Origin of the sequence: Citrobacter sp. Cpo030 (assembly GCF_030333005.1) — a bacterium.
GTDB lineage: Bacteria > Pseudomonadota > Gammaproteobacteria > Enterobacterales > Enterobacteriaceae > Citrobacter > Citrobacter portucalensis.
Map to the genome: position 1 here is coordinate 201,992 of NZ_JAOWGT010000074.1, position 24,603 is coordinate 226,594.

The 24,603-nt window shown below is 53.5% G+C and carries 23 protein-coding genes and 1 tRNA gene; 10 read left to right on the forward strand and 14 right to left on the reverse strand.

Annotated features, from left to right (window positions below):
• Positions 1-99 precede the first annotated feature (99 nt).
• Together megL and OGY37_RS20270 are read left to right on the forward strand one after the other, a co-directional pair.
• Complete coding sequence (gene megL / locus OGY37_RS20265) at positions 100-1,296, forward strand: methionine gamma-lyase (protein ID WP_008786414.1); 1,197 nt, start codon at positions 100-102, stop codon at positions 1,294-1,296.
• A gap of 117 nt (positions 1,297-1,413) precedes the next feature.
• The gene (locus tag OGY37_RS20270; protein ID WP_003827423.1) at positions 1,414-2,712 is read left to right on the forward strand and encodes an aromatic amino acid transport family protein; all 1,299 of its coding nucleotides are present in this window, start codon (positions 1,414-1,416) and stop codon (positions 2,710-2,712) included.
• Positions 2,713-2,747: 35 nt separating this feature from the next.
• On the opposite strand, the gene OGY37_RS20275 is transcribed toward OGY37_RS20270, so the two are convergent.
• The 13 genes from OGY37_RS20275 to OGY37_RS20335 all read right to left on the reverse strand — a co-directional run bounded on the left by OGY37_RS20275 (position 2,748) and on the right by OGY37_RS20335 (position 15,038).
• Positions 2,748-3,950 carry a sigma-54 interaction domain-containing protein gene (locus OGY37_RS20275; protein WP_003827420.1) on the reverse strand — a complete coding sequence of 401 codons (1,203 nt, stop codon included), beginning with the start codon at positions 3,948-3,950 and terminating at the stop codon, positions 2,748-2,750.
• Positions 3,951-4,126: 176 nt separating this feature from the next.
• A complete protein-coding gene (gene dppF, locus OGY37_RS20280) occupies positions 4,127-5,131 on the reverse strand; it encodes a dipeptide ABC transporter ATP-binding subunit DppF (RefSeq protein ID WP_003827418.1) in 1,005 nt (334 codons plus the stop codon).
• Positions 5,128-6,111 (reverse strand): dipeptide ABC transporter ATP-binding protein, encoded by a 984-nt coding sequence (gene dppD / locus OGY37_RS20285; protein ID WP_003024317.1) that lies wholly within the window; start codon positions 6,109-6,111, stop codon positions 5,128-5,130. The genes dppF and dppD overlap by 4 nt, the downstream gene beginning before the upstream one ends.
• A gap of 10 nt (positions 6,112-6,121) precedes the next feature.
• Entirely contained in the window at positions 6,122-7,024 is a 903-nt protein-coding gene (dppC, locus tag OGY37_RS20290) for a dipeptide ABC transporter permease DppC (RefSeq protein ID WP_003024315.1), read from the reverse strand.
• Between the two features lie 9 nt (positions 7,025-7,033).
• A complete protein-coding gene (dppB, locus tag OGY37_RS20295; RefSeq protein ID WP_003827415.1) occupies positions 7,034-8,053 on the reverse strand; it encodes a dipeptide ABC transporter permease DppB in 1,020 nt (339 codons plus the stop codon).
• A gap of 166 nt (positions 8,054-8,219) precedes the next feature.
• Positions 8,220-9,827, reverse strand: a complete 1,608-nt coding sequence (dppA, locus tag OGY37_RS20300) for a dipeptide ABC transporter periplasmic-binding protein DppA (RefSeq protein WP_003827414.1) — start codon at positions 9,825-9,827, stop codon at positions 8,220-8,222.
• On the reverse strand, positions 9,742-9,978 hold the full coding sequence (locus OGY37_RS20305; RefSeq protein ID WP_162604169.1) for a hypothetical protein: 237 nt from the start codon (positions 9,976-9,978) through the stop codon (positions 9,742-9,744). The genes dppA and OGY37_RS20305 overlap by 86 nt, the downstream gene beginning before the upstream one ends.
• A 227-nt stretch (positions 9,979-10,205) precedes the next feature.
• A complete protein-coding gene (locus OGY37_RS20310) occupies positions 10,206-10,547 on the reverse strand; it encodes a hypothetical protein (RefSeq protein WP_286615396.1) in 342 nt (113 codons plus the stop codon).
• Between the two features lie 42 nt (positions 10,548-10,589).
• Positions 10,590-10,769, reverse strand: coding sequence for a hypothetical protein (locus OGY37_RS20315; protein WP_286549356.1), 180 nt, complete (start codon positions 10,767-10,769; stop codon positions 10,590-10,592).
• A gap of 40 nt (positions 10,770-10,809) precedes the next feature.
• A tRNA-Pro gene (locus tag OGY37_RS20320) sits at positions 10,810-10,886 on the reverse strand.
• A gap of 91 nt (positions 10,887-10,977) precedes the next feature.
• Positions 10,978-12,672, reverse strand: a complete 1,695-nt coding sequence (eptB, locus tag OGY37_RS20325; protein ID WP_286621689.1) for a kdo(2)-lipid A phosphoethanolamine 7''-transferase — start codon at positions 12,670-12,672, stop codon at positions 10,978-10,980.
• 210 nt (positions 12,673-12,882) lie between these two features.
• Entirely contained in the window at positions 12,883-14,085 is a 1,203-nt protein-coding gene (locus OGY37_RS20330; protein ID WP_063941883.1) for an L-lactate MFS transporter, read from the reverse strand.
• A gap of 251 nt (positions 14,086-14,336) precedes the next feature.
• The gene (locus OGY37_RS20335; protein ID WP_003827405.1) at positions 14,337-15,038 is read right to left on the reverse strand and encodes an autotransporter outer membrane beta-barrel domain-containing protein; all 702 of its coding nucleotides are present in this window, start codon (positions 15,036-15,038) and stop codon (positions 14,337-14,339) included.
• 159 nt (positions 15,039-15,197) lie between these two features.
• Here OGY37_RS20335 and tag point away from each other — a divergent pair, with 159 nt between their 5' ends.
• A complete protein-coding gene (tag, locus tag OGY37_RS20340; protein WP_003827403.1) occupies positions 15,198-15,767 on the forward strand; it encodes a DNA-3-methyladenine glycosylase I in 570 nt (189 codons plus the stop codon).
• Positions 15,757-16,197, forward strand: coding sequence for an N-acetyltransferase (locus OGY37_RS20345; RefSeq protein WP_003827401.1), 441 nt, complete (start codon positions 15,757-15,759; stop codon positions 16,195-16,197). Before tag ends, OGY37_RS20345 begins: the two co-directional genes overlap by 11 nt.
• Here the strand turns inward: OGY37_RS20345 and OGY37_RS20350 are convergent.
• Complete coding sequence (locus OGY37_RS20350; RefSeq protein WP_286621690.1) at positions 16,166-18,499, reverse strand: molybdopterin guanine dinucleotide-containing S/N-oxide reductase; 2,334 nt, start codon at positions 18,497-18,499, stop codon at positions 16,166-16,168. The two genes, OGY37_RS20345 and OGY37_RS20350, sit on opposite strands and share 32 nt — an antisense overlap.
• A gap of 159 nt (positions 18,500-18,658) precedes the next feature.
• Here OGY37_RS20350 and OGY37_RS20355 point away from each other — a divergent pair, with 159 nt between their 5' ends.
• The 6 genes from OGY37_RS20355 to ghrB all read left to right on the forward strand — a co-directional run bounded on the left by OGY37_RS20355 (position 18,659) and on the right by ghrB (position 24,575).
• Positions 18,659-19,321 (forward strand): OmpA family lipoprotein, encoded by a 663-nt coding sequence (locus tag OGY37_RS20355; RefSeq protein ID WP_003827397.1) that lies wholly within the window; start codon positions 18,659-18,661, stop codon positions 19,319-19,321.
• Positions 19,322-19,425: 104 nt separating this feature from the next.
• Positions 19,426-20,442 (forward strand): LacI family DNA-binding transcriptional regulator, encoded by a 1,017-nt coding sequence (locus OGY37_RS20360; protein WP_005133828.1) that lies wholly within the window; start codon positions 19,426-19,428, stop codon positions 20,440-20,442.
• A 99-nt stretch (positions 20,443-20,541) separates the two neighbouring features.
• Positions 20,542-21,291, forward strand: coding sequence for a sugar phosphate isomerase/epimerase family protein (locus tag OGY37_RS20365; protein ID WP_126317250.1), 750 nt, complete (start codon positions 20,542-20,544; stop codon positions 21,289-21,291).
• Between the two features lie 3 nt (positions 21,292-21,294).
• Positions 21,295-22,233 (forward strand): sugar kinase, encoded by a 939-nt coding sequence (locus tag OGY37_RS20370; protein ID WP_286621691.1) that lies wholly within the window; start codon positions 21,295-21,297, stop codon positions 22,231-22,233.
• A 64-nt stretch (positions 22,234-22,297) separates the two neighbouring features.
• Positions 22,298-23,578, forward strand: coding sequence for an MFS transporter (locus tag OGY37_RS20375; RefSeq protein ID WP_048215328.1), 1,281 nt, complete (start codon positions 22,298-22,300; stop codon positions 23,576-23,578).
• Positions 23,579-23,600: 22 nt separating this feature from the next.
• Positions 23,601-24,575 carry a glyoxylate/hydroxypyruvate reductase GhrB gene (ghrB, locus tag OGY37_RS20380; RefSeq protein ID WP_286621692.1) on the forward strand — a complete coding sequence of 325 codons (975 nt, stop codon included), beginning with the start codon at positions 23,601-23,603 and terminating at the stop codon, positions 24,573-24,575.
• Positions 24,576-24,603 lie beyond the last annotated feature (28 nt).

Sequence of the window (24,603 nt, forward strand, 5' to 3'; positions counted from 1 at the left end):
AGACAAAAACATAACGCATTGATATCTATCAGTTCATTTTCTGGCACAGCGATTGCTATTTGACTGTGAGCTGTTCTGTTCCGAATTAAAGGAGATATCATGTCTGACTGTCGTACTTACGGATTCAACACCCAGATCGTTCACGCGGGGCAACAACCCGACCCTTCAACTGGCGCGCTTAGTACGCCTATTTTCCAGACCTCAACGTTTGTTTTTGACAGCGCCGAACAAGGTGCCGCCCGCTTTGCGCTCGAAGAGTCCGGGTACATTTACACCCGCTTGGGTAACCCCACCACCGATGCGCTGGAGAAAAAGCTGGCTGTACTGGAAAGAGGTGAAGCCGGGTTGGCAACCGCGTCCGGTATTTCTGCTATCACCACAACGCTGTTGACGCTTTGCCAGCAGGGTGACCATATCGTTTCCGCCAGCGCGATTTACGGCTGCACCCACGCGTTTTTGTCGCACAGCATGCCGAAGTTTGGGATTAACGTCAGCTTTGTCGACGCGGCAAAGCCTGAAGAAATCCGCGCCGCCATGCGACCAGAAACCAAAGTTGTGTATATCGAAACGCCCGCCAACCCAACGCTGTCGCTGGTCGACATTGAAACGGTGGCTGGTATCGCCCATCAACAGGGCGCATTGCTGGTGGTGGATAACACCTTTATGTCGCCGTACTGTCAGCAGCCTTTGCAACTGGGCGCGGATATTGTGGTTCACAGCGTCACCAAATATATCAACGGTCACGGGGATGTGATTGGGGGTATCATTGTTGGTAAGCAGGAGTTTATCGACCAGGCGCGGTTTGTAGGCCTGAAAGATATCACCGGCGGCTGCATGAGTCCTTTCAATGCGTGGTTAACACTGCGCGGCGTTAAAACGCTGGGCATTCGTATGGAACGTCACTGTGAAAATGCGCTGAAAATCGCCCGCTTCCTCGAAGGGCATCCATCCATTACTCGGGTGTATTATCCTGGCCTGACTTCGCATCCGCAGTATGAGCTGGGCCAGCGGCAAATGAGCCTGCCAGGTGGAATTATCAGCTTCGAAATCGCCGGCGGCCTCGAGGCTGGTAGGCGGATGATCAATTCTGTAGAATTGTGCCTCCTCGCGGTCAGTCTCGGTGATACCGAAACCCTCATTCAGCACCCAGCGTCTATGACACATTCGCCCGTTGCACCTGAGGAACGGCTTAAAGCAGGTATTACCGACGGGCTTATCCGTCTTTCTGTGGGTCTTGAAGATCCAGAAGATATTATTAACGACCTTGAACACGCCATCAGAAAGGCAACATTCTGACCAATATGGCCTGAACCGACGCCGTTCGGTTCAGGTTGTTGAGAATCAAGGCACAACAGTCTGGCAATACGCGTGATCCTCTTTCGGGGAGAACGTGTATTTTGGGCAGGGGGTTCTATGCAGGACAACACATTACAATTAAGCAACAATACAGCAACCGCCGTACCATTCTCAAAAAAAATACCGTTTACGAAATACGATTTTGGCTGGGTATTACTGTGCATCGGCATGGCCATTGGTGCCGGAACGGTACTGATGCCGGTACAAATTGGCTTAACAGGCATTTGGGTATTTATCGTTGCCTTTATTATTGCTTATCCGGCAACTTATATTGTGCAGGATATTTATTTAAAAACATTATCAGAAAGCGAAACCTGCAATGACTATACGGATATTATAAGTCATTACCTTGGAAAAAACTGGGGCGTATTTCTTGGCGTCATCTATTTTCTGATGATTATTCACGGCATATTTATTTATTCCTTATCCGTGGTTTTTGACAGCGCCTCATATATCAAAACCTTCGGCTTGACCGAGGCCGATCTTTCGCAGTCGATAATCTATAAAGTGGCCATTTTTGCCGTGCTGGTCGCCATTGCTTCCGGGGGAGAAAAGCTGCTGTTCAAAATCTCCGGCCCGATGGTGGTGGTCAAAGTAGGTATCATCATCGTATTTGGTTTTGCGATGGTTCCGCACTGGAACTTCGCTAATATCAGCGCCTTCCCTGAAGCATCTGTCTTCTTTCGTGATGTACTGCTAACCATCCCGTTCTGCTTCTTCTCAGCGGTGTTTATTCAGGTGTTGAACCCAATGAACATCGCCTACCGCAAACGGGTGACGGATCGGGTGCTGGCTACGCGTATGGCAATCCGTACGCATCGCATCAGTTACATTACTCTGATTGCTGTCATTCTGTTTTTCTCCTTCTCTTTTACCTTTTCTATTAGCCATGAAGAGGCCGTTTCGGCTTTCGAACAAAATATTTCCGCACTGGCACTGGCGGCTCAGGTCATTCCTGGGCAGATTATTCATATCACCTCAACAGTATTAAATATCTTCGCCGTATTAACCGCATTCTTTGGTATTTATCTGGGATTCCACGAGGCGATCAAAGGTATTATTCTCAACGTTCTGAGCCGCGTCATTGACGTTGAGAAAATTAATCCGTTAGTACTCACGCTGGGTATTTGCACCTTTATTGTTATCACTCTGGTCATTTGGGTGTCATTTCGCGTATCGGTACTGGTATTCTTCCAGCTAGGTAGTCCGCTTTACGGGATTGTGTCGTGTATTATTCCGTTCTTCCTGATCTATAAAGTAACGCAACTGGAAAAACTACGCGGGCTGAAAACCTGGTTGATCCTGCTGTACGGAATTCTGCTGTGCCTGTCGCCCTTATTGAAGCTGATTGAATAACCCACGTATATCGCGCCGTCAGACGCTGGCGGCGCTTAACCCACACTCTCCAGCTGATAGCCGCGAATTTTATTCAGCACCGTGGTGTGCGACACGCCCAGCGCTTTGGCGATATGCCGTGACGACACATTATCTTCCACCATCTGTTCAATGAGCTGGCGTTCAGCACACAGAACCTGCTCTTTAAAAGGACGTTCTGTCGCGCCCCGCTCAACGGCAGGCAAATTCACCATCCCTAATTCTTCCCGCGTAATAACATCGGATTCAGCCATCAGCATCAGGCGAATAATGGTATTTTCCAGTTCGCGCACGTTTCCCGGCCAGGTGTGATGGTGCAGGGCATCAAAACAGGCTTTATCCAAAATGATCCGCCGCTGGAATTCCTTCGCGTATTTCTGCACAAAGTGGCGAATCAGCAGGCTGATATCCTGTGGGCGCTCGCGCAAAGGTGGGATGGTCAGTGAAAGCACGTTGATGCGGTAATAGAGATCGGCGCGCAGCAGACGTTGTTCCACCATCTCTTCCAGATTGGCATTGGTTGCCACAATAATGCGCACATTGACCGGAATAATATGTGCCCCGCCAACGCGCCGAATCCCGCCATCCTGAAGCACGCGCAGGAGTTTAGCCTGTAAGCTCAGCGACATTTCGCCAAACTCATCGAGAAAAAGGGTTCCTTTATCGGCCATTTCAAACAGCCCTTTTTTGCCTTTACAATCCGCGCCGCTGAAAGCCCCTTTCTCATAGCCAAAGAATTCACTCTCCATTAGCGACTCAGGTAGCGCAGAGCAGTTGACCGGAATAAACGGATAAAAACGTCGCTGCCCGGAATTATGGATAGCCCGGGCCAGCAGCTCTTTACCAGTCCCCGTATCGCCACGGATCAGAACGGTATATTTGCTGTCGGCAATTTTTATCGCTTTTTCGATAAGCGCGTGCATGCTCTGGCTGCTGCAAATAATGTCAGAGAAATAGCGCGGGCGTTCCGGCTCCGGCGTTGACAGCTCGCTTATCTCCTCACAGAGATAAGCAACATTAATAATATCGGCGCGCTGGCTTAAACAGGATTGCACACAGGAAATATCCTGTAGCTGGCGGCACCAGGATTTAATCAGGATCCGCCCAGGCGTCACTTTCATGGAGATGATATTGATATCACAGCAGGAAAATTCCTTCAGGACATCCTCAACCATCGACAGACGATCAATTGTTTTAATATCCCAGCGTATCGTGACCACATTTGCTCCTGGTAGTTAGCAACTGCGAAATAGATATTTCTGTGACTAGAGGAAATCTGACTACATTCTAGACGCTGTGGAATAATGTTCTGCCAAAGGACTCACATTGTGGACGTAAAGAGAAAATATAAAAAAACCGGAGCACAAGGCTCCGGTTATCGGGTCATAACCCAGGTTTATTGCTGTGGGTTTTCATCCTGGTCAACGGCAAAACACGCCACCAGTTGACCGCCGTAATCTTTCAACTGCGGTTGAAGCTGGGTACACGGACCAAAGCGACGACGGCAGCGGGCGTTGAACGCACAGCCCGGCGGCGGATTCAGCGGGCTTGGCAGTTCACCGGTCAGCTTGATACGCTCACGGCGATCGTCCGGGTTCAGGCGCGGTGTTGCGGAGAGCAGCGCTTGCGTGTACGGATGACGCGGATTATTGAAGATTTGGTCCTTCGTCCCTTTCTCCACACAGCGGCCTAAATACATCACCATCACTTCATCGGCAATGTGCTCGACAACCGACAGGTCGTGCGAGATAAAGACGTATGACAGCCCCAGTTCCTGCTGCAAATCCATCATCAGATTCAGCACCTGCGCACGCACCGAAACGTCCAGCGCTGAGACCGGTTCATCGGCAATCACCACGTCCGGGTCAAGCATCAGACCGCGAGCGATGGCAATACGCTGACGCTGACCGCCGGAGAACATATGCGGATAGCGGTCGTAGTGCTCGGTTTTCAGCCCCACTTTCGCCATCATCGCCAACGCTTTTTCACGACGCTCCTCTTTGCTGAGCGTGGAGTTGATCAGCAGCGGCTCTTCCAGAATTTGTCCTACTTTCTTACGCGGGTTCAGGGAACCGTACGGGTTCTGGAACACTATCTGGATTTTCTGCCGACGCAGCTTTTGCGCCTGCGGGTCGTGCTTAAGCAGGTCCTGCCCCTGGTAATACAGCTCACCACCGGTCGGGACTTCAATCATCGTCAGCAGGCGGCCAAGGGTGGATTTCCCACAGCCCGACTCGCCTACCACCGCCAGCGTTTTACCACGCTCTAAGGTAAAGGAGACACCGTCCAGCGCTTTCACCAGGCGCTCCGGGGCGAACATGCCCTTTTTCACCGGGTAGTGTTTTTTCAGATCAATAGCCTGCAACAGCGGCTGTGGCAAAGCGGCCTTTTGCGTACTCATAGCCCAGGCCTCCCGGCATCATCAAGTGGGTAGTGGCATTTCGACTGACGACCGCCTTCCAGCAGGTTCAGCTCAGGTTCTTCAGCGCGGCATTTGTCGGTCGCATAGGGACAGCGCGGGTTCAGCAAACAACCGCTCGGGCGGTCATATTTACCGGGAACCACGCCCGGCAGTGAGGCCAGACGCGCTTTGTCCTGAGCAAACTCCGGCAGCGCGCGCAGTAGCGCCTGGGTGTAAGGATGACGCGGCGCGCGGAAAATATCCTGCGCGGCTCCGGTTTCTACCACCTGACCGGCGTACATCACGATGATTTTGTGTGCCGCTTCAGCCACCAGCGCCAGATCGTGCGTGATTAAGACCAGCGCCATGTTCTCTTTTTGCTGCAATTCCAGCAGTAGCTCGATAATCTGCGCCTGAATAGTCACATCCAGCGCCGTTGTCGGTTCGTCGGCAATCAGCAGTTTCGGACGACAGGCAATCGCCATCGCGATCATCACGCGCTGGCTCATTCCACCGGACAACTGGTGCGGATAGACATCCAGACGCGAGGCCGGATCGGGGATCCCCACCAGCGTCAGCAGGTCAATTGCCCGCTGAATACGCGTTTTTTTGTTGCCGCCCTGGTGCACCTTGATGGCTTCCATAATCTGGTAGCCGACGGTATAGCAGGGATTAAGGCTGGTCATCGGGTCTTGGAAGATCATCGCCACTTCCGCGCCCACTAACTGGCGACGCTCTTTCTCAGAAATGCGCTTCAGGTCGCGACCATTAAACTCCAGATTTTCGGCCATAACGCGGCCAGGGTAGTCAATCAGTCCCATAATCGCCAGCGAACTGACGGACTTACCAGAGCCGGACTCTCCTACAATGCCAACCACTTCACCCTGATTCACACTGTAGCTAATGCGGTCTACGGCGCGGAATTCGGAACCTACGTCGCCGAAATGCACCGATAATTTATCTACATTTAATAACGCCATCTCGAACCTCTTACTGCTTCAGTTTGGGATCGAGCGCGTCACGCAGACCGTCACCCATCAGGTTAAATGCCAGCACCGTCAACAGGATCGCCAGCCCCGGGAAGGTCACAACCCACCAGGCGCTTTGGGCAAACTGCAGAACGTCAGAGAGCATGGTGCCCCATTCCGGCGTAGGCGGCTGTGCGCCCATCCCCAGGAAGCCGAGGGCAGCCATATCGAGAATGGCGTTAGAGAAGCCAAGCGACGCCTGAACAATCAGCGGCGCAAGACAGTTAGGAAGAATGTTGACGAACATCTGGCGCATCGCGCCGGCTCCCGCCACGCGGGATGCAGTGACGTAGTCGCGGTTAACTTCCACCAGCACAGCGGCACGCGTCAGACGGACATAGTGCGGCAATGCCACGAACGTCAGCGCCAGCGCGGCGTTGCCAATCGAGGGGCCAAATACCGCCACCAGCACCAGCGCCAGCAACAGGCTCGGCAATGCCAGCATGATATCGACCACACGCATGATGACGTTATCGACAATCCCGCCAAAGTAACCGGCGATCAGCCCAAGAACCACGCCCATCAGCAGGGAGAGAACTACCACCAGACAGCCGACCAACAGCGACAGACGCGCACCGTACATCAGGCGGGACAGCACGTCGCGGCCTACATCATCAGTACCAAACAGATGCGCCATGGTACCGCCTTCCTGCCACGCGGGAGGAGCCAGCAGCGTATCGCGGAACTGGTCTGCCGGGTTGTAGGGTGCGAGGACGTTGGCAAAGACCGCAATCAGGATCATCACCACAACGTACACCAGCCCAACAACCGCACCTTTGTTGCGTTTAAAATAGTGCCAGAACTCCTGCAACGGAGTCATCGGCACCGGTGCAGCAATAACTTTATTTTCAGTAACCTGTGACATGATGGCCCCTTACTTCTTATGCCGAATACGCGGGTTCACCACGCCGTACAGCAGGTCTACCAGCAGGTTGACGAGGATAATCATCGTCGCGACCAGCAGCACCCCGCCCTGCACCACCGGATAATCGCGGCGTTGCAGCGCATCGATCAGCCAGCGCCCCAGTCCCGGCCACGAGAAGATGGTCTCGGTCAGGATCGCCCCGGCCAGCAACGTACCAACCTGCAGGCCGATAACGGTCACCACGGGCAGCATCGCGTTACGCAGAGCGTGAATAATGATGACGCGCATACGGGTCAGGCCTTTGGCGCGCGCGGTACGGATGTAATCTTCACCCAGCACTTCCAGCATCGATGAACGGGTCATACGCACAATGACCGCCAGAGGAATGGTACCCAGCACCATCGCAGGCAGGATCATATGCGCCAACGCATCAATAAAGTTGCCCTCTTCACCCCAGATGGCGGTGTCGATAAGCATAAAGCCGGTTAGCGGATTGGAATCATCAAGGAACACCATGTCGCTCACCCGCCCAGAAACTGGCGTCAGGTTCCACTGCACGGAAACCAGCATGATCAGCATCATGCCCCACCAGAAAATCGGCATGGAGTAACCGGTCAGCGCCAGGCCAACGGCGGTATGATCGAAAATAGAGCCGCGCTTAACGGCAGCAAGTACACCCACTGGGATACCCACTGCGACGGCGAAAATCATCGCGCAGACGCCGAGTTCCAGCGTTGCTTTGAAGCGAGGTACGAACTCTTCCCACACCGGTAAGCGGCTTTTCAGTGAGATACCTAAATCACCATGCATAACCCCCCAGATATAGTGGAGGTACTGCTGCCACATCGGCTTATCCAGACCGAGTTCAGCCAACAGTTGAGCATGACGCTCAGGGGAGATCCCACGTTCACCCGCCATGATCATAACCGGATCGCCGGGGATCATATGGACGAAGGCAAAGGTGAGAAGAGTGATACCGATAAACGTGGGGATGACGAGTCCCAAACGTCGGAGAATGAACTGCAACATAACCCGGATTCTCTCTAATGACGCACGGCCTGGAACCGTGAGTCTGTATTGCTCACAAATCTTATCCCACGCAAACTGCATCGCGGGTAAAGCATTACGCCGGAGGGCGCTGCGCTTATCCGGCCTACACATCACCGGGGCGCAGCGCTTCCTTAATTGCTTTTAATTATTCGACAGAGACGTTTTCGAAGTGGTGTTTGCCTAATGGATCAACCACATAGCCTTTCACTTCTTTACGCACTGGTTCGTACACGGTGGAGTGAGCAACAATCAGAGCCGGAGCCTGGTCGTGCATAACAACCTGAGCTTGCTTGTACAGTTCAATACGTTTGTTGTGATCGTCGGTCGCACGCGCCGGCTGGATCAGGTCTTCAAACGGCTTGTAGCACCAGCGAGAATAGTTGGAACCGTCTTTCGCTGCCGCACAGCTGAACAAGGTGGCGAAGAAGTTGTCCGGATCCCCGTTGTCGCCGGTCCAGCCCATCATCACCGCCTGATGTTCACCCGCTTTGGCGCGTTTCAGATACTCGCCCCACTCGTAGGTCACAATCTTGGCCTGAACGCCAATTTTCGCCCAGTCAGCCTGAACCATTTCTGCCATACGACGTGCGTTCGGGTTATATGGACGCTGTACCGGCATAGCCCACAGCTCAACGGTAAAGCCTTTGTCCTGACCAGCTTCCTTCAGCAGCGCTTTGGCCTTCTCAGGATCGTAGGTGTAGTCTTTAACGTCATCGTTATAGCCCCACATGGTCGGCGGGATCAGGTTTTTCGCGGCAACGCCAGCGCCCTGATAAACCGCTTTGATGATCGCTTCTTTGTTTACCGCGTAGGTCAGCGCCTGACGGACTTTCACGTCATCAAACGGTTTCTTCTCGGTGTTGAAAGAGAGGTAGCCAACGTTCAGACCCGCCTGTTCCATCAGGTTGATGTTTTTATCCTGCTTCATGCGCGCGATGTCTGCCGGGTTCGGGTACGGCATCACCTGGCACTCGTTTTTCTGCAGTTTGGCGTAACGCACGGAAGCGTCAGGCGTAATGGAGAAGACCAGACGGTCGATCTGCGGCTTGGTGCCCCAGTAACCTTCGAATGCTTTATACAGAATACGGGAGTCTTTCTGGTACTGCTGCAGCTGGAACGGACCGGTACCAATTGGGTTCAGATCCACTTTCTCCGGAGAACCGGCTTTCAGCATGTTGTCAGCATATTCTTTGGAAAGAATAGAAGCGAAGTCCATCGCCAGGTCAGCCAGGAACGGCGCTTCCGGGCGAGTCAGCACGAATTGAACGGTTTTATCGTCCACTTTTTTCACTTCGGAGATCAGATCCGGCAGACCCATCCCTTCGAAGTATTCATAGCTGCCGCCAGAGACTTTATGGTACGGGTTCTGGGCATTTTTTTGACGATCGAAAGAGAACACCACGTCATCGGCGTTAAAATCGCGCGTCGGTTTAAATTCTTTGTTGTCCTGCCACTTCACGCCCTGACGCAGGTGGAAGGTGTAGGTTTTGCCGTCTTCGCTGATTTCCCACTTCTCAGCAAGGCCCGGGATCACTTCAGTCGTACCGGTTTTGAACTCAACCAGGCGGTTATAGATCGGTACGGAGCTGGCATCATAGGTGGTGCCAGAGGTGAAAAGCTGCGGGTTAAAGCCTTCAGGAGATCCTTCTGAACAATAAACCAGAGTTTTAGCCTGTACGCTTGCTGCGACGGTCATAGCCACCAGGCTCAGACCAAGCTTCAGCATCCCTGACTTCTTCAAGGAAATACTCATTCTTCTGCTCCAAATGTGATGTTTGTTGTTTTACCCTTTGCAGTGGGTTTGCACCGCCTGGCCTTTTTTGTTTTTTACCCGGCCGGGTCGGCGTTAAGAGGATGGGGATTCCGTTCACATAAGCGACTGAGTTGCAGTGCGGATTCTCCATGAAATGCCCCTCATACCCTACAATCTGTCAACAGAATGTGAAAACGTCAATACAGGTCACCGTGATTTACGCCAACGGTGAGAATTCACAAACAAAGATTAAAAAAAGTGCGGAAGGACATTTTCAGCAGGGAAATTTGTGCTACGCGTACTATGCCAGAATAAACATCTTCATATTTCGCAACATTTGGTGATTAACATTTATGCAATTTATTCAAACTTTCTAAATTAATGCTGCATATCTGAGCGATTAATACCATGAACGTTAAAGCGCACAGCGTAAAATGCCAGCTTCAGCCATAAGTAGCGCAAAAAAAGTTTCAAGCAAATATAAAAAAAGGCAATGGAATATGTCACAGAATCGTTAACAGTCAGTGGGAAGTGGTGCACAATTTTTGCAGATAAAATGAAGGTCAAACATGGGGTCGGAAAAACAAAAATACGCCCTGCCAGCGCTTCGCCTGTAGGCCGGATAAAGCGCTTGCGCCGCCATCCGGCAATACCAAAACGCTGCAATGTTTTGCCTGATGGCGCTTCACCTGTAGGCCGGATAAGGCGCTTGCGCCGCATCCGGCAATGCCAAAACGCTGCAATGTTTTGCCTGATGGCGCTTCACCTGTAGGCCGGATAAGGCGCTTGCGCCGCATCCGGCAATGCCAAAACGCTGCAATGTTTTGCCTGATGGCGCTTCACCTGTAGGCCGGATAAGGCGCTTGCGCCGCATCCGGCAATGCCAAAACGCTGCAATGTTTTGCCTGATGGCGCTTCGCTTATCAGGCCTACAAAAGCCACAAATGCAAAAAGCCCGCTCAAAGAGCGGGCTTTTTAAATTTGGTCGGTGATAGAGGATTCGAACCTCCGACCCCTTCGTCCCGAACGAAGTGCGCTACCAGGCTGCGCCAATCACCGAATGCGGGGCGCATCTTACTGCTCAGCTGCGCGCCCGTCAATCCCTTAGTATCAAAATGCCATTTGATCGGTGAGAAAGTCAGCAGCTCAGTTACTGGGCTGTAGCCTTATTCGCGTCCGGGATACGGCACCAGTTGTTATTCTCGTTAATACCACCATTTGGCGAGGTATAACCGAGGCAACCCAAAATGGTGTCGTACAGTTCAACATGACGACGCGGCACCTTCATATCAGCTTCTTGCTTAAGGTGTGCAAACGCCTTCGCATGGTCGGGGTCATCCAGATACTTGTCAGACATCCACACCATCATAGGAACGCGGAACTGCTCAGGTGGCGCCATTTTACGCGGCGTACCGTGCAGGTGCTCGCGCTCGTTAATCGACTCACCGTGATCGGCGGCGTAGAACACGATCGCTTTCTTATCGCGTAGTTGATCAAACACTTTGGTAATAAAGTGATCAACATAGGTTACCGAGTTATCGAATGAGTTGATCATCTGGGCCTTCGAGCAGCCACTATCAACATTGACACATTCCGGCTTCCACTGCGCATATTCGCGGGTGTAGCGCTGGGTGTAGTTAAAATGCGAGCCCTTAGTATGCAGAATAATCAGATGCTTGCCACCATCTTCATTATTTTGTAGAGACTGCTGCATCTCGGTAATCAACAGCATATCGTCAACGTTCTTGCCACGGTTGCGCGGCTCTGCGCCAATCTGCTCACGATAGGCGATGTTCTCCGCCATGGTGTTACTGTAGAACCACATCTCGCTTTGCATCGCGTAAAGATCGGTCTTGAACCCTAACTGGCCGAGCACGGAGAAGACGTTTTGTTCTTTCAGAGTACGCTGCGGGTTTTCTTCTGCCCCACCCTCACGCACGAACATACAACGCAGCGAAAGTTTTGTTGCCGTATCACAGGAATATCCACGGAAGGCGGCCAGATTTTTCTCCTGGGCGAGCCTTGGCGTGGTATTACGCTCATAGCCAAAAATCCCCATATGATCCCAGCGGGTCGTTTCGCCGATAATAAAGACCACATAGGTGTCGTCGAGGTTTTTGGGGGCAACATAGGTAAACTTCTTCGCCGGGTTCATCAACGATTTGTTGTCTGAGGATTCATCCACCTGTGCCCAGGCGTACAGACCCAGCGCGGAGAGCCAGTTTGACGGCAGATAGGAATTCGCCACTACCCCGCCATAGCTGGGTAAATCGATTCCCGTTGCTCGCTCAACGCTTCTCTGTTGCATGCTCAGCAGGCGAATCGGCGCCCATACCATCAGGCCAGCCAACAATACCACCGCCACGCTACGCCATCTCATGCCCGGCGTACGGATCTGTTTCATCAGGGTATAGCGGCAGCGATTACTCCAAATCAGAACCAACGGTAAAATGCTGACCGAAACCAGCCACACAATAAAATGCCAGCCAACAACTTCTTTCGATAAATCAATATCCGTGGTCATTACGGAGGCAATAATACCGTAACCAATTACCACATTCAGGAAGGTCATGTAATAGCTGGCACCGGCAGAGCACAGTACCACTAAGGTTGTCAGGACACGCCAGGCGCGCCGACCAAATAAAGAGAGAAGCCGTAGTAAAAAGAAGGTCACCAGAACAGTGCCGGCTAATTCAACAACCGCAGAGAGTCCTTTCCAGACGGTAAACTCGTGTGCATATCCGCTAAAGCGCCGGAAAAATACAGCACAGTTCATAAACAAACCGATATAGATTGCCAGCAGGAAACTGAGTTTCTGCTGCGTCATCGACTTAATGTATCTCATGCAAACAAACCCTGGGAATCGGGATAAAAACACCCTGTGCAGTAGTCAAACAGACCAGGCAGGGGAAAATGCGACAACAGCAGAGGTGAAATGTCTACGGGCGCGGGTAAGTAGACCACAGGAGGGTGAAAAAGTGCTTATGGAGAATGCAAATGGCGCATATATTTTTGTAAATATATGCGCCAGGTATTAATCAGACTACTAATAGGTTTAGGCGTGCGCCTCGGTATATACGCTACGCTGTGGCTGGCGGATGGTGGTGGAGAGTGCCAGTGAGATGATTAACAGCGCAAAGATAACGCAGAAGGTCACATAGAAACCGCCGAACAGCGAGGCGATAATGGAACCACAAATGCTGCCGATACCGAAACCTAAGTAAATGACACCATAGTTTTTAGCCAGGTTGTTCAAACCGAAGAACTCGCTCACCAGTGACGGGAACACGGTGATGGTACCGCCAAAGTTAAATGCTACACAGGCAATCGCCGCAAAGAAGGTCACATCATTCAGCGGGGCGAACAGCAGTGCCGCCATACCGACCAGCGAAACGACCTGCCCAATGGTGATAACGCGAATACGAGAGATTTTGTCGGACAGAATCCCCAGAACCAGACGACCGGACAGGTTAGCTATAGAAATGACGGTGACCGCATTTGCCGCCGTTGCCACATCCATATGCGCCAGGCTTTGTGCAATATCTTTCGCCACGCCAATCACATACAGCCCACTCATACACGCCGTCAGGAACATCACTGCCAGCATCCAGTACTGCGGTTTACGCATGGACTGCGCCAGGGTGTAGTCATTCTCAACCACGCCATTTTTCGTTTTCACTTCCTGATTCGGCGCGTCTTTCATCAGCGTGGAGCCAAATACGATCATCACCAGCACAATCGCGCCCCAAATCATGAAGGTTTTTTCCAGACCCACAGTGCTCAACAGTTGGCTGTCGATGAATTTAAAACCGAGGCTGCCAAGACCGTAAGAACCGATGGCAAAGGCGGAAATCAGCCCTTTACGCTCAGGGAACCATTTTACACAGTTGGAAAGTGTTAACAGGTAGCCTGCTCCATCCGCCAGACCGACCAATACACCGGCGCTCAGCCACAGCATAATCAGGCTGTCAGAGTGGGCGGTTAAGAAGAAGCCGACACCCAGTAAAATACCGGAGGCCATGGTGACGCGTTTCACGCCAAAACGTTCCTGCAGTTTCCCGGCGACGGAAGAAGAAATTGCCAGCCCGAGGCTCAGCAGGCCAAAGGAAAAGGCAACCTGACTCACTGGCGCATCAAGCTTAGAAGAGAGCGCACCGTTAAACAGGCTCCAGGTATAAACAGAACCTAAAGCAAATTGAGTAATGATGGTGCCGATCAGTGTCAGCCAGCGGGTACGCTGATAATCAGAAGTTTTCATGGCAGTCTTCCTGCATAAACAAAATGGGAAATTCTCTGCCAACAACCATACCGAAGCGCTTTTATGAGCAGGGGAAAACGGCATGAAATGCCGCCAGGACGGAATGAAATGCCAGGAATGTGGAATGAATGACGAGACAAAAAGTCGGGTTACTGAATTTTATCGCATGAGTTAGTACACGCTATCGCTGGAGTGCGTGTGATTGTTGATCTCAACTTGTAATCAAGATGTTTATGTGATGATTGCTTACGTTAAAATTTGGCGCTCACTCCCATGGTGTACATATAGTCGCTGTTGTTGGTACTGTTTTCCGCCTGCGACAGCGCCGCGTAAGCCGCCATGTGCGGGTTCAACAGCATATCCGCACCGACGGTGACATCCACCCAGTTACCGTCCTGACCCGCTGCTGACATGCGGCTGAGACCCGACTGCGCCTTCCAGATATTCTCGCCAAACTGCTGGTTATAGCTGATTTGCGCCCACGGTCGCACATCACCGAACTGCGAATTGACTCGCCAGCCCAACGAGCTCACGCTGGCATGCCACAGCGGATCGTTCTGCGTTACCGAAGTCGCGCTGTCGCCAAATTCGTTGTAAGTAGATGTGGTTGAACCGTCATAATGCAGTGCGGCGACCGGACCGGTCGTTACCTGCCTGGACAGCGGGAAGTTCCAGCCCATACTCATGCCGCTGGTCGCATCCATAGGCGTCTCATCCGCAAGATTCACCACGGGACCCGCCACGTTCTGAGTGGAACGAATACGTTCTTCCAGAATGTCGTTATAACGTGGTTGGTGATCGCTGTCCCATGTATAACGTTCAGCCGTATGCCCTGACATAGCATCAACGATATATTCTTGTTGCCAGCCATATGCTGTATTGATGGACAGCGCACAAACTACGACGCTCGCCAGAGTTAACCTTTGGCGACCACTACTGTTTCTTATAATCATCAACGCGACTCCAGAAAAGAGCCGAATTCGGCGATATTATTGTCATTGTGTGAAGGATATCGGGCCCATCAGGCCCTGTATTAAATATTGTCTTTTTAGCTGGCGCGTCAAGGCGGGCCGAATGAAATTTTTACGCCAGTAAAAACAGCGAGGAAGAATATGCAGCGTTGCGGATGGGTCAGCCAGGATCCACTTTACATTGCCTACCACGACAAGGAATGGGGCGTCCCCGAAACTGATGGTAATAAACTGTTCGAAATGATCTGCCTGGAAGGTCAGCAGGCCGGGTTATCGTGGATTACCGTACTCAAGAAACGGGAAAATTATCGCCACGCTTTCCACCATTTTGATCCGGAAAAAGTGGCGGCCATGACCGAAGAGGATGTGGAAAGGCTGGTACTGGATGCCGGCATTATTCGTCATCGAGGAAAAATTCAGGCCATTATCGGCAACGCTCGCGCTTTTCTGACGATGGCGCAAAACGGAGAGTCGTTTAGCGAATTCGTCTGGTCATTTGTTGATAACCAACCGCAAGTGACTCGCGCCGCCAACCTGAGTGATATTCCCACCTCCACGCCTGCGTCAGACGCGCTGTCTAAAGCGTTAAAAAAACGCGGATTTAAGTTTGTCGGCACCACCATTTGTTACTCCTTTATGCAGGCGTGCGGCCTGGTCAACGACCATGTCACCAGCTGCATCTGTTATCCGGGAGAACAACATGATTCGTGAATCCAAGGCTGAAGATCTGCCGTCAATTCTGGCGCTGTGGATGGAAAGCACAATCCATGCCCATCCGTTTATCGAAGAGCGCTACTGGCGCGAAAGTGAATCCGTGGTGCGGGATGTTTATCTGCCAGCCGCGCAAACCTGGGTTTGGGAAGAAGAAGGCGAGCTCAAAGGCTTTGCCAGCGTGATTGATGACCGCTTTCTCGGCGCGCTGTTTGTCGCACCAGCCGCCATCAGAAGCGGGATCGGCAAAGCGCTGGTGCAGCATGTCCAGCAGCGCTTTTCGATACTCAGCCTTGAGGTCTACCAGAAGAATCAATCAGCGGTGAACTTCTACCATGCGCTGGGTTTTCGCATTGAAGACGGCGCATGGCAGGAAGAGACTCACCACCCCACGTGGATTATGGGCTGGCAGGCGGATCAAACGCCGTAAGCGCCAACATTGGTCCGCTATATTTTTCAAGCCACGCCAGCGCAGTATTGCCCGCGCAGCCATTCCCCAACTTCGAGCTGGGGAGATCTTTGGTCAGCACGTTGACGGCGCCATTTTTACAAATACCGTTCGCTGCGAGATCCAAATCAGGCCACGCGCCTTCATGAATACAGATGACGCCGGGTTTAATACCCGCCGTCACCACCGCGCCCGCCAGAACTTGCCCGCGCTGGTTCCACACCCTGACCGTATCGCCATCCGCAATGCCGCGCGCGTGGGCGTCCTGCGGATGAATCGTTATCGGCTCACGATCCGCTACCGCGTACTGCTCACGTAGCGCACTGTAGTTAAGCTGACTATGCAAACGGTGCGCCGGATGGGCGGAAAGTAACTGTAGCTGGTCCGGTTCGGCGTTACCGAACCACTCGTCCGGCTCCAGCCACATCGGGTGTCCCGCACAGTCCGCGTAGCCGTAACCGGCAATCCTCGCGGAGTAGATTTCAATTTTGCCGCTGTCCGTTTTCAGCGGATGCGCCTGTGGGTCGCGGCGAAAATCCGCGAAACGGATAAACTGCGCGCTGGCGGCGTTTTCCGGCATTTCGATCAGGGCGTTGCGCTGCCAAAACTCGGCGAAAGGCGGCAATGTCACCTGCTGACTGGCCCCACGTTGCCCGGCAATATTGTAAAAAGTCTCCAGCCACGCCAGTTCGCTTTTACCTTCGGTGAACCGTTCATATCCGCCCTTTTCCCAGCGCTCACTCAGCTCGGCAAAGACATCAAAATCATTTCGCGCTTCGTCCTGCGGCGGTACGACCTGCTTCATCGGCACCAGGTGCTGGTTGCTGTAATCACCGGTCATGGTCAAATCATTACGCTCAAAGGAGGTGGTTGCTGGCAGCACGATATCGGCATGCTTTGCTGCTGCGGTCCAGAAACACTCCGAGATGACCACCAGCTCCGGTTTCTGCCAGGCGCGAATTAAACGGTTAGTGTCCTGATGATGGGTGAAGTTAGCCCCGCCCGCCCACCACAGCATGCGGATGTCCGGGAAATGACGGTCCATGCCGTTGTGCTGGTAAAAACCACCGGGGTTCTCCAGCGCTTCAACAATTCGTGCCACCGGAATTTTGTCTACCGCGTCGGTGCCGCCTTTAACGCTGCCCTGCATTGAAGCCAGTACCGCAGCCCGGCGCGTTGGATTGCCGCCGTTGGCAAAATGGTACGACAGCCCAAAACCGCCGCCTGGCGTCCCGATTTGTCCGAGCATGGCGGCCAGGGTGACAATCATCCAGTGTTTCTGCTCGCCATACTGCTGGCGCTGCATTCCCCATCCGGCCATCAGCATGGTGGTATTTTGGTGAAATATCGCCGCAAGTTCGCGTATCTTCGCCGCCGGAATGCCACAAATATCTGCCGCCCATTCTGCCGTTTTTGCAACATCATCAGATTTACCCAGCAGATAGTCGGCAAAACGGTCATATCCGGTGGTACACCGGGCGAGAAAGTCCTCGTCATGCCAGCCGTTTTCCACCAGCGTATGCGCGATGCCCAGCATCAGCGCTACGTCGGTCCCCATATGCGGGGCAATCCATTCCATCTTATCGCCAAAGAAATCGACGCTTTCCGATCGCATCGGATCGATACAGATCAACCGTTTACCGCTGTCGCGCAATGCCTCAAAGTACGCGAGGCCCTGCTCATCGGACGCGTTCCAGGCAATCTTGAGAGTGTTGAGCGGATTGGCGCTCCACAACACCACCACTTCGCTGTGCTCCAGCACCACCGGCCAGCTGGTTTGCTGCTGGTAAACTTCGTTCCCGCCCACCACGTACGGCATGATCGCCTGCGCAGCCCCCGTCGAGTAATCCCCCAGATGCCCGGTATAACCGCCCGCCAGCGCCATATAACGCTGTAACAGGGTCGCCGCTTTGTGTAACACGCCGTTGGAACGCCAGCCGTACGAACCGGCAAAAATTGAGGCCGGGCCGTAGCTGTCACGGATGCGTTTATGCTGCGTATGGATAAGATTCAGCGCGTCGTCCCAACTGACGCGAACAAACTCATCCTGCCCACGTACGCCCTGTGGGTTCTCCGGCGAGGCGAGAAACCCTTTACGCACCATCGGAAAACGTACCCGCGTTTTACTGTGAACCTGGTCGCGCACCACGGTTTGCAAAGAGTTGGGATGAGCGGTGGGCAGCGCGCCACGCGAGGAGAAAACCGTCTCACCATCAGTGTCGACGAGGATTGGTCCCCAGTGGGCGGCGGTTAACACCGAGTAATGTGCGGGTGAATTAGCCAAGATGGCGCTCCTGAATGCGATGTGACGGCTTATTTATTATGCCGTTCAATGTTACTTACAAATTTCAGAGTCTTCCCTGGAATTTTCTTCATGTTCACACGTCATAATCAACCGCCACGGTCGCTGTGGCAAAGAAGAAAAAGTCATTAAGGAATTAAGATGAAGAAACGTGTATTTGTTATTGCTGCCATCGTGAGCGGCGCCCTGGCGGTTTCTGGCTGCACAACAAACCCTTACACCGGCGAACGCGAAGCGGGTAAATCCGGCATTGGCGCAGGTATTGGCTCTCTGGTCGGCGCGGGCATTGGCGCACTCTCTTCTTCGAAGAAAGATCGCGGCAAAGGCGCACTGATTGGCGCAGCGGCTGGCGCGGCCGTTGGCGGTGGTATCGGCTATTACATGGACGTGCAGGAAGCGAAACTGCGCGAAAAAATGCAGGGAACGGGCGTCAGCGTGACGCGCAGTGGCGATAACATCATTCTGAACATGCCAAACAACGTCACCTTCGACAGCAGCAGTGCCAACCTGAAGCCTGCGGGTGCTAACACCCTGACCGGCGTGGCGATGGTACTGAAAGAGTACAATAAAACCGCCGTCAACGTACTGGGCTTCACCGACAGCACCGGCAGCCAGGATCTGAATATGCGTCTGTCGCAGCAGCGCGCAGACTCCGTAGCCAGCGCCTTGATCACTCAAGGGGTCGCAGCTAACCGCATCCGCACTCAGGGTATGGGCCCGGCAAATCCAATCGCCAGCAACAGCACAGCGGAAGGTAAAGCGCAAAACCGCCGCGTAGAAATTACCTTAAGCCCGATCCAGTAACGTTTTGTGCCGGATGGAGACAGTCCGCGTCCATCCGGCATGAAGCACTTGCCATCGTTGATTTTCGCGTTAAGGTGTTGTCACCAAATTCAGGGAAATCAGCGATGAGCAAATCAACACGGGCAACCATCAGCGATGTGGCGAAAGCTGCAAAAACCGGCAAGACCAGCATTTCACGTTATCTCAACGGTGAAAAGCACCTGCTTTCCGACGCGCTGCTGGCCCGCATTGAACAAGCCATTGCCGATCTCGACTACCGTCCCAGCCTGATGGCAAGAGGCCTGAAACACGGTCGTACCCGCCTGATTGGCCTGATCATCGCCGATATTACTAATCCCTACTCCGTCAACGTGCTAAGTGGTATTGAAGCCGCCTGCCGCGATAAAGGCTTTACCCCGCTGGTGTGTAACACCAACAACGAAGTGGATCAGGAACTGCATTATCTCGATCTGCTGCGCAGCTACCAGGTCGAAGGGATTGTGGTCAACGCCGTCGGAATGCGCGAAGAGGGGCTGAACCGCCTGCAACAGTCTGCGCTGCCGATGGTGCTGATTGACCGTAAAATTCCCGATTTCGCCTGTGATATGGTCGGGCTGGATAACACCCAGGCGGCAACGGTTGCCACCGAACATCTGGTCGAACAAGGTTTTGAAGCCATCCTGTTCCTCAGCGAACCACTCGGCATGGTGAATACCCGCCGCGAACGCCTGAGCGCTTTTCGCGCCACGCTCGCGCAATACCCCGGCGTTATCGCGCAAAATGCCGAAGTCCCGCTCACGGACAATACGCAACTGGACGACACCCTGCGCCAGTTTCACCAGCAGCATCGTGGCATGCGCAAAGCCGTTATCTCTGCCAACGGTGCCCTCACGCTACAAGTAGCCCGCGCCCTGAAACGCATTGGCCTCAACTGGGGGAGCGACATTGGCTTACTCGGCTTTGACGAACTGGAATGGGCAGAGCTGGCGGGCGTTGGTATTACCACGTTGAAACAACCCACCTGGCAGATTGGTTACACCGCCGTTGAGCAGGTTGTGCGCCGGATTGATGGCGGCTCCGCTGCCATTCAGGAACAGGTCTTCTCCGGCGAGCTGATCGTGCGAGGCTCTACCGCCCGTTAAATTACCTTCGTGATGGTGATCATAAATTCGACATCATGGGCTTTTCTTTGGAACCGGTTCCATCTAGCGTTATAACAAGAACGCTAGTCTGGAGTTTCCATGAAAAGAAAAATTATGGTGGTCACAGCCGCTTACGGTCACGACCAGGTACGGGCCGCAGGCGGGCAAACGGCAATGCTGCCCATTATCGCTGAAGCCGGTGCTGACGGCGTCGAAATCCGCCGCGAGCTATTAACCGAGGCCGAGCTGAAAACGCTGTCAACGATGGCCTCTGCGATCGAAATCTTCGGCCTGCTGGCCTGTTACTCTGCGCCTGAACCGTTGTTCCTTGAGGACGGTAACCTCAACCCCCGTCTTCCAGAACTACTTGAGGAAGCGCAGGCCTTGCAGGCACTGTGGTTAAAAGTCTCCCTCGGCCATTTTTCCCATACCGAACAGTTCAACGTTCTACGCCAATGGCTGGACAACAGCGGAATGGAGCTGGTTGTCGAGAACGATCAGACCGACTGCGGACGCCTGCAGCCGATGCAGCGCTTTAACGAAGCCTGTCAGGCGCAAAACCTGCCGATATCTTTAACCTTCGATATGGGCAACTGGCTGTGGGTGGGCGACTCCCCGGAACAGGCGGCGCAGAACCTGGCGTCAACCGTTGGGTATATCCATGTCAAAGCCGCAGTTGCACATCGCGACAGCTACCGCGCCGTACCACCTGATGCAGCCGATCCGCGCTGGCTGGCGCTGCTAAAAACGCTGCCCAACGATGTCCCGCGCGGCATTGAGTTCCCCCTGGAAGGGCAGGATTTGGCGGCGGTTACCCGCCGCTACGTCGAGCTGTTACGCGAGGAGTAACGCATGAAAAATTCACTGGATGTGGTCACTATTGGTGAAGCGATGGCGATGTTTGTCGCCACGCAAACCGGCGAACTGGCGGATGTGGAGCAGTTTATCAAGCGCGTTGCAGGCGCTGAGCTTAACGTAGCGACCGGTCTTGCTCGTCTGGGCCTGAAGGTCGGTTGGGTGAGCCGCGTTGGCAACGACAGCTTTGGCCGTTTTATCGTTAAGTCGCTGGAAAAAGAAGGGATTGATGCGCAGGGAGTCACCCAGGACGGGCGTTACGCGACTGGCTTTCAGCTTAAATCTAAGGTTGAAAATGGAACCGATCCCATTGTGGAATATTTCCGCAAAGGTTCCGCTGCCAGCCACCTCAGCATTGAAGATTATCACGAGGCCTATTTCTCCAGCGCGCGCCACCTGCACCTGAGCGGCGTAGCGGCAGCACTTTCTGCCAGCTCTTATGAACTACTGGCGCATACCGCCCGCACCATGAAGGCCCAGGGGAAGACCATCTCGTTCGACCCGAATTTGCGCCCGGTGCTGTGGAAAAGCGAAGCCGAGATGGTGGAAAAACTGAACCGGCTGGCATTCCAGGCTGACTGGGTTTTACCAGGTTTAAAAGAGGGCATGATTTTAACCGGGCAACAAACGGCTGAAGCCATCGCCGACTTTTATCTGCGCCACGGAGTAAAGGCCGTGATCGTGAAAACCGGGGCTGATGGCGCCTGGTACAAAACCGCCAGCGGCGAACAAGGCTGTGTTGCGCCGGTAAAAGTCGACAACGTGGTCGATACGGTCGGCGCAGGCGATGGCTTTGCCGTGGGCGTTATTAGCGCCCTGCTGGAAGGCCGCTCGCTGCATCAGGCGGTGACCCGCGGCAATAAAATTGGCGCACTGGCCATTCAGGTTCAGGGCGACAGCGAAGGATTACCCACACGTGAACAATTAGGGGAATAAACTCCCGGCCAACTCTGTACCCTACATACAGAGGCGGCGTATCAGCATAACCAGAGGGCAGTCTATGAATAGCTCAACTAATGCAGCAAAACGCTGGTGGTACATCATGCCAATCGTGTTTATCACGTATAGCCTGGCGTACCTTGATCGCGCGAACTTCAGCTTCGCCTCCGCCGCCGGTATCAACGAGGACCTCGGCATTACCAAGGGGATTTCTTCCCTGCTGGGCGCGCTGTTTTTCCTCGGCTATTTCTTCTTTCAGATCCCGGGCGCAATTTACGCTGAACGCCGTAGCGTACGAAAACTGATTTTTGTCTGTCTGATCCTCTGGGGCGCATGCGCGTCGTTAACCGGCATGGTCAGCAATATTCCAATGCTTGCCGCCATCCGCTTTATTCTTGGCGTCGTTGAAGCCGCCGTGATGCCGGCAATGCTGATTTACATCAGCAACTGGTTTACGAAATCTGAACGCTCGCGCGCAAACACTTTCCTGATCCTCGGTAATCCGGTCACCGTCCTGTGGATGTCCGTGGTTTCCGGTTACCTGATTCAGGCGCTGGGCTGGCGGGAAATGTTCATCATCGAGGGCTTCCCGGCCATCATCTGGGCGTTCTGCTGGTGGGTGCTGGTAAAAGACAAACCGTCTCAGGTCGGTTGGCTGTCAGAATCTGAAAAAGCCGCCCTTCAGGCACAACTGGAAAAAGAGCAGCAAGGCATCAAAGCCGTACGTAACTATAGCGAGGCTTTCCGCTCACGTAACGTCATCCTGCTGTGTATGCAGTATTTCGCCTGGAGTATTGGCGTCTATGGTTTTGTCCTGTGGCTGCCGTCGATTATCCGCAACGGCGGCGCAAACCTGGGGATGGTGGAAGTTGGTTGGCTGTCATCCGTACCGTATCTGGCGGCGACGGCGGCGATGATCCTCGTCTCCTGGGCGTCCGATAAGCTGCAAAACCGTAAGCTGTTTGTCTGGCCACTGTTACTGATCGCGGCGTTCGCGTTTATCGGCTCCTGGGCCGTAGGCGCAGACCACTTCTGGATTTCTTACACGCTGTTGGTTATTGCGGGCGCGGCAATGTACGCCCCCTATGGCCCCTTCTTCGCCATCATCCCGGAAATGCTGCCGCGCAACGTCGCCGGAGGGGCAATGGCACTGATCAACAGCATGGGCGCGCTGGGCTCGTTCTTCGGTTCATGGTTTGTCGGCTACCTCAATGGCGCAACCGGCAGCCCGTCCGCCTCGTACATTTTTATGGGGGTAGCGCTTTTTGTCTCAGTATGGCTAACTCTAATTGTTAAGCCTGCTAATAATTCCCAAATTCCGGTTGGCGCACGCCACGCTTAAATTTTAACTTACGGAGATTCGCATGAAGCCGTCCATTATTCTCTATAAAGCGTTACCTGACGATTTACTGCATCGCCTGGAAGAGCATTTTACTGTGACTCAGGTGCCTAACCTGCGCCCGGAAACGGTCGCACAGCACGCCGACGCTTTTGCCAATGCAGAAGGTCTGCTGGGCTCCAGTGAAGCCGTCAATACCGCTCTGCTGGAGAAAATGCCCAGGCTGCGTGCGACATCCACGATTTCCGTAGGCTATGACAACTTCGACGTCGATGCCCTCAACGCGCGTAAGGTGCTGTTGATGCACACGCCAACCGTGCTGACGGAAACCGTCGCCGATACGGTAATGGCGCTGGTGTTAAGCACCGCTCGCCGCGTGGTGGAAGTTGCTGAACGGGTGAAGGTCGGCGAATGGACCAAAAGTATCGGGCCAGACTGGTTTGGTACCGATGTACACCACAAAACGCTGGGGATTGTCGGTATGGGCCGCATTGGGCTGGCGCTGGCGCAACGTGCGCATTTCGGCTTTAGCATGCCGATTCTCTATAATGCGCGCCGTCATCATCAGGAAGCAGAAGAACGCTTCAATGCACGTTACTGCGACCTCGATACGCTGTTGCAGGAGTCTGATTTTGTCTGCCTGATCCTGCCGTTAACCGACGAAACGCATCATCTGTTCAGTACCGAGCAGTTTGCCAAAATGAAGTCTTCCGCCATTTTCATTAACGCCGGACGTGGCCCGGTGGTCGATGAAAAAGCGTTGATTGCCGCCCTGCAAAACGGCGAAATTCATGCCGCTGGCCTGGATGTATTTGAGCAAGAGCCATTATCGGTAGACTCACCGCTGCTGTCACTGCCCAACGTGGTGGCCGTACCGCACATTGGTTCAGCCACGCACGAAACGCGCTACAACATGGCGGCCTGTGCGGTGGATAACTTAATCGATGCGCTGCAAGGACGCGTTGAGAAGAACTGCGTAAACCCGCAGGTCGCATCATAAACAAAAGGCCGGGTAGCGCTTATGCTCA